Here is a 4228-nt window from a genome sequence, read left to right on the forward strand (position 1 = left end):
AAATTTGCCAATCGTATTCCAGAGGGAAGGACCGAAACGAGTGAAAGCATCAGGATAGAATTGCTTGAGCAAAGATATCATCTTTGCCTGATAGGCGGCATGACCGCCAATGTTAATTGGTTTACACATAAACAAACACCTCCGATTAAGATTTTTCCGGCGCCGCACATGACGCACTTTCTTAATCAATAGGCCGCGAAGCGGCCGCAGATTTTTGAGGGTTTGTCAACCCCTAATCATTAAATTTTTTGAGAATTTGGGGGGATTTGAAAAATGAGCATAAAGAAAAAGCCCTTGGAATCTGGGCTAAAGATTCCGAGAGCCTATAAAGTGATGAGAGGGGTAAACTTGGGGTAATTTTGGGGTAAAGTAGAGGTAAAGATTGGGTAAATATTTTTAAAGAGAACATATGTACGAATAATAAAAAATGAGTTATAATACGAGGGTTGGATGGTTGGATCAAGTATCCAATATCAAAAATAGATTGAGATGCCAGTTTGGCATCCTGATCAGAGAGACTGAGGAGTATTATTGATGAGTAACGTTTATGAAAATTGCCCGGCATTAGAAAATGAAAGGTTTTTACTCAGGTTTGTACAGAAGGATGATGCTGGTGATTTACTGAAAGTGTACAGTGACAAGAATGCGCTTCCTTTCTTTAACAGCGATAACTGCGATGGCGATAATTTTTATTATCCAACGATAGAACGGATGGAGAAAGCAATAGACTTTTGGCTTAGTTCTTATGAAACAAGATGGTTTGTGCGCTGGGCTATACTTGATAAAGAAACATCGGAGGTCATTGGTTCTATAGAACTGTTTAACAGATCAGCAGACGATGATTTTAATTGTGTCGGTGTCCTCAGATTGGATGTTGGAAGCCGCTATGAGGAATCTGCTCTTTTGGAGAATATTCTCTCCATCATAGTGGAACCTGCATATGAACTGTTTGAGTGTGAGACAATTATTACGAAAGCACCAATTTATGCGGTTGAAAGAATAAAAGCACTTCAAGATTGTGGCTTTGAAAAGTCTGATAGTTTACTTGTAGGAACCAATGATCATTATGCATATAATGGATATTGGATAATCAAGAAATAGCTATACTCATACATGGAGGAGGTATCTGTGAAATCACAATTTGTGATTTCACGAAAGAATAATACATGGCAAATGTGAAGAAAAAAGTGGAGTTGATACCATTAGCGTTTCAAACCGAAGATATAGCAAACCTGATTTATACAATTAGAGGAAAGCAAGTGATGATAGATGAGGACCTAGCGGTATTATATGGGTACGAAGTCAGAGCGATGAACCAGCAAGTTAAGCGTAACATTGGACGATTTCCTGCAGATTTCATGTTTCAACTAACGAAGGAAGAAGTAGAATTCGTGAAATCACAAATTGTGATTTCACCAAAATCAAATTTCTTTTCCGGCCAAGAAGGTGGTCGAAGATCATTGCCATACGTCTTTACTGAGCAAGGCGTTTATATGCTGGCTACGGTTTTGAGAGGAGAACTTGCTGAGCAACAGAGCATATTTATTATGCGGGCTTTCAGAGAACTGAGGCATTATGTGCAGCAAAATCAGCAATTTGTAACGAAAACAGAGTGGAAACTACTGAAAGATTCTATTGATGTGGATGTTAACAAGATAAATGCCCGCCAAGATAAGACAGATGTGCAGATAGCTACTATGCAGGAGAGCATCAATAAGATCAATGAAAATTTTGTCTCAGGAGTTGAGCAAAAAAACTTCGTTATATACAAGGGACAGAAATTTGAGGCTGATAAAGCATACATAGAAATATATCAGTCTGCCAAGAAAAGCATATATGTTGTGGATGATTATGTGAATATAAAAACCCTTCATTTGCTGTCACAAAAGAAAGCGGGGGTAGATGTTATCATTTTTACTGAGAATGGCCATGGCAGAAAGGGATTCTTAACAGCTTCAGAAGTGGCGGATTTTGATAATGAGTATCCCACATTGACAATCAAACCTAATCCAGATTGCCATGATAGATTTATTGTATTGGACTACGGACTTAAGACAGAAAAGGTGTATCATTGTGGTGCTTCAAGTAAGGATGCAGGAAGGAAGGTATGCGCGATAAATGCTATTGAGAACACAGCGCTTGTACATCCTATTATAAATGCTTTGCTCAAAAATCCCGATAAAGCATTATGATGCAAGACTTAATTTATAGTTATACAAATGCATTGGGAAGGAATGAACTAAGAGTATGAATAAAGAAAGAGCAAAACAGTTTATATTAGACAATGCAAGGCCATTGGAGCTGGCGTTATACAGATACTTTTTTGAAAACAGTAGTCAAGAATGCGTCTTATCTGAATTAAAGAAATATCAGAATCATGATGGTGGCTTTGGACATGGCCTAGAAGCAGATAACTGGAACCCATTATCCAATCCAATCGCAACAAATGATGCAATTATCACGTTGTATAGGATAGATGCTCTTGGCGTAGATAATACTGAGATGGTTCAGCGTATTACTGAATATCTGTCATCTCATGAGTCCTTCGATGAAGAGAAAAAACGATGGCTCTTTGCTATAGACAGTAACAGAGATTATCCTCATGCTACCTGGTGGGAAAAGGATGGGGACGGAATAAGCCATTTTAATCCTACAGTTTCGCTTGCCGCTTTCATGGTCTGCTTTGGCGATGCAAAGGATAAGGAATATTATGCACAGATTGTTCGAGAGGCATTTGCTGCTATTTCAGAGTTAAAGCAGTTCGGTGATGAGCTTAAGTGCTATCTGCTTGCACACTCTTTGTTTACTAAATATAAAATTGACGATGTTATCAATTTGGGCAATTCCAAGAAAGACATAACGAGCAAACTTCAGGAAATTATTTGTAGTGACATCACAAAATATGGAGTTGAGTACGTTCCTACTCCGTCGGATTTCTTTGTTGGAATCTATAAGGAATATATTACTGATGCTATAAAGCCACTAATTGAGGCAGAAAAAAATGTGCTTGGTAACCTGCAAAAAAATGATGGCGGTTTTGATATATCATGGAAATGGTACACACAATACGAAGAGTTTGAGACTGCCAGAAATTGGTGGAGACCGAGACTGACAATAGATAAGTTATTATTTGCTGATTATGCTTAATATGTGTCTGCAAAAAACATGAAAGGGGTCATGTAAACAGATATGAGTGATTGGGGGCTAAAGAAAGAATATTTGCATAGTACGCGGCAGCATTTGTGGAATGATGATTACTTTGAATTCCTTGTAAAAAGTGTTTGGAAAATAAATAAACCAGTCAGAATAATAGATTTTGGCTGCGGTTATGGTTATTTGGCACAAATGCTGATGCCACTTATTCCTGATGGAAGTAGTTACAAAGGAATAGATATATCCGAAGAGTTGATTAAAGAAGCTAATGGCATATTTGAATCAGATAAAGAACGGATAAGATTCGAAGTCTCAGATTTGAATGAGTATGTCGCTTGTCCGGAGTATGATGTGGTTATATGTCAGGCTGTATTGCGACATATACCCAATCCGGTGGAAATTCTTGATAAAATGATTGGTTCTGCTAAGAGTGGTGGGCTGATAATATGTATAGAACCAAGTAGACGAATGGAGAACTCCGGTATATATTTGGATTCGACAGATTTTGATCCATTTGAAAATGATGACTTCTTGAGGCAGAAATGGATTGACGAAATTAAAACTGGAGGAAGAGATTATCAGATTGGGTTAAGAATCCCGGCCTTTATGAAGCAATTGGGATTAACGAATATTGGCGTTAGAATCAACGATTATGTAGATTATGTTGGAGGTGAAAACAAATCAGAGATTAAAAGATTTCTTAATGATCACAGTGTGAATCCAGTATATGAGAATTCAGATGGATTTGTTGCAGCAAGATGCCAAGTGATCACATATGGATATAAGCAATAAGGAAGGCGGAAATACTATGTCGGATTTTGGAATCAATGAAATGCTCGATATGCAAAGGACATTACAAGAAAAATACAAAGATAAATGGGAAACTATATCACCTGAAATCGGAAAAAACAAATTACTCTGGATGATTGGTGAAATTGGAGAAGTAATTGATATTATCAAGAAATACGGCGCGCAGGCATCAGATATAGACAATCCTCAGCGTGATCATCTCATAGAAGAAATGGCAGATGTATTAACCTGAATTATTCACGGCAATAGATTAAAATCGCTCCAA

At 37.6% G+C, this 4228-nt stretch carries 5 protein-coding genes; all 5 read left to right on the forward strand.

What is annotated here, in order from left to right; all coding sequences use genetic code 11:
* The first annotated feature begins 534 nt into the window (after positions 1–534).
* The 5 genes from BLR42_RS21950 (at position 535) to BLR42_RS21970 (ending at position 4195) form a co-directional block, all read left to right on the forward strand.
* Positions 535–1101, forward strand: coding sequence for a GNAT family N-acetyltransferase (locus BLR42_RS21950; protein ID WP_091873804.1), 567 nt, complete (start codon positions 535–537; stop codon positions 1099–1101).
* Positions 1102–1166: 65 nt separating this feature from the next.
* On the forward strand, positions 1167–2192 hold the full coding sequence (locus BLR42_RS21955; RefSeq protein WP_091873807.1) for an ORF6N domain-containing protein: 1026 nt from the start codon (positions 1167–1169) through the stop codon (positions 2190–2192).
* Between the two features lie 55 nt (positions 2193–2247).
* Positions 2248–3147, forward strand: a complete 900-nt coding sequence (locus BLR42_RS21960; protein WP_091873810.1) for a hypothetical protein — start codon at positions 2248–2250, stop codon at positions 3145–3147.
* A gap of 42 nt (positions 3148–3189) precedes the next feature.
* A complete protein-coding gene (locus BLR42_RS21965) occupies positions 3190–3945 on the forward strand; it encodes a class I SAM-dependent methyltransferase (RefSeq protein ID WP_091873813.1) in 756 nt (251 codons plus the stop codon).
* Between the two features lie 16 nt (positions 3946–3961).
* A complete protein-coding gene (locus tag BLR42_RS21970; protein WP_091873816.1) occupies positions 3962–4195 on the forward strand; it encodes a MazG nucleotide pyrophosphohydrolase domain-containing protein in 234 nt (77 codons plus the stop codon).
* Positions 4196–4228: the final 33 nt, after the last annotated feature.

Source organism: Butyrivibrio sp. INlla16 (genome assembly GCF_900104155.1).
In the GTDB taxonomy this organism is placed as follows: domain Bacteria; phylum Bacillota; class Clostridia; order Lachnospirales; family Lachnospiraceae; genus Butyrivibrio.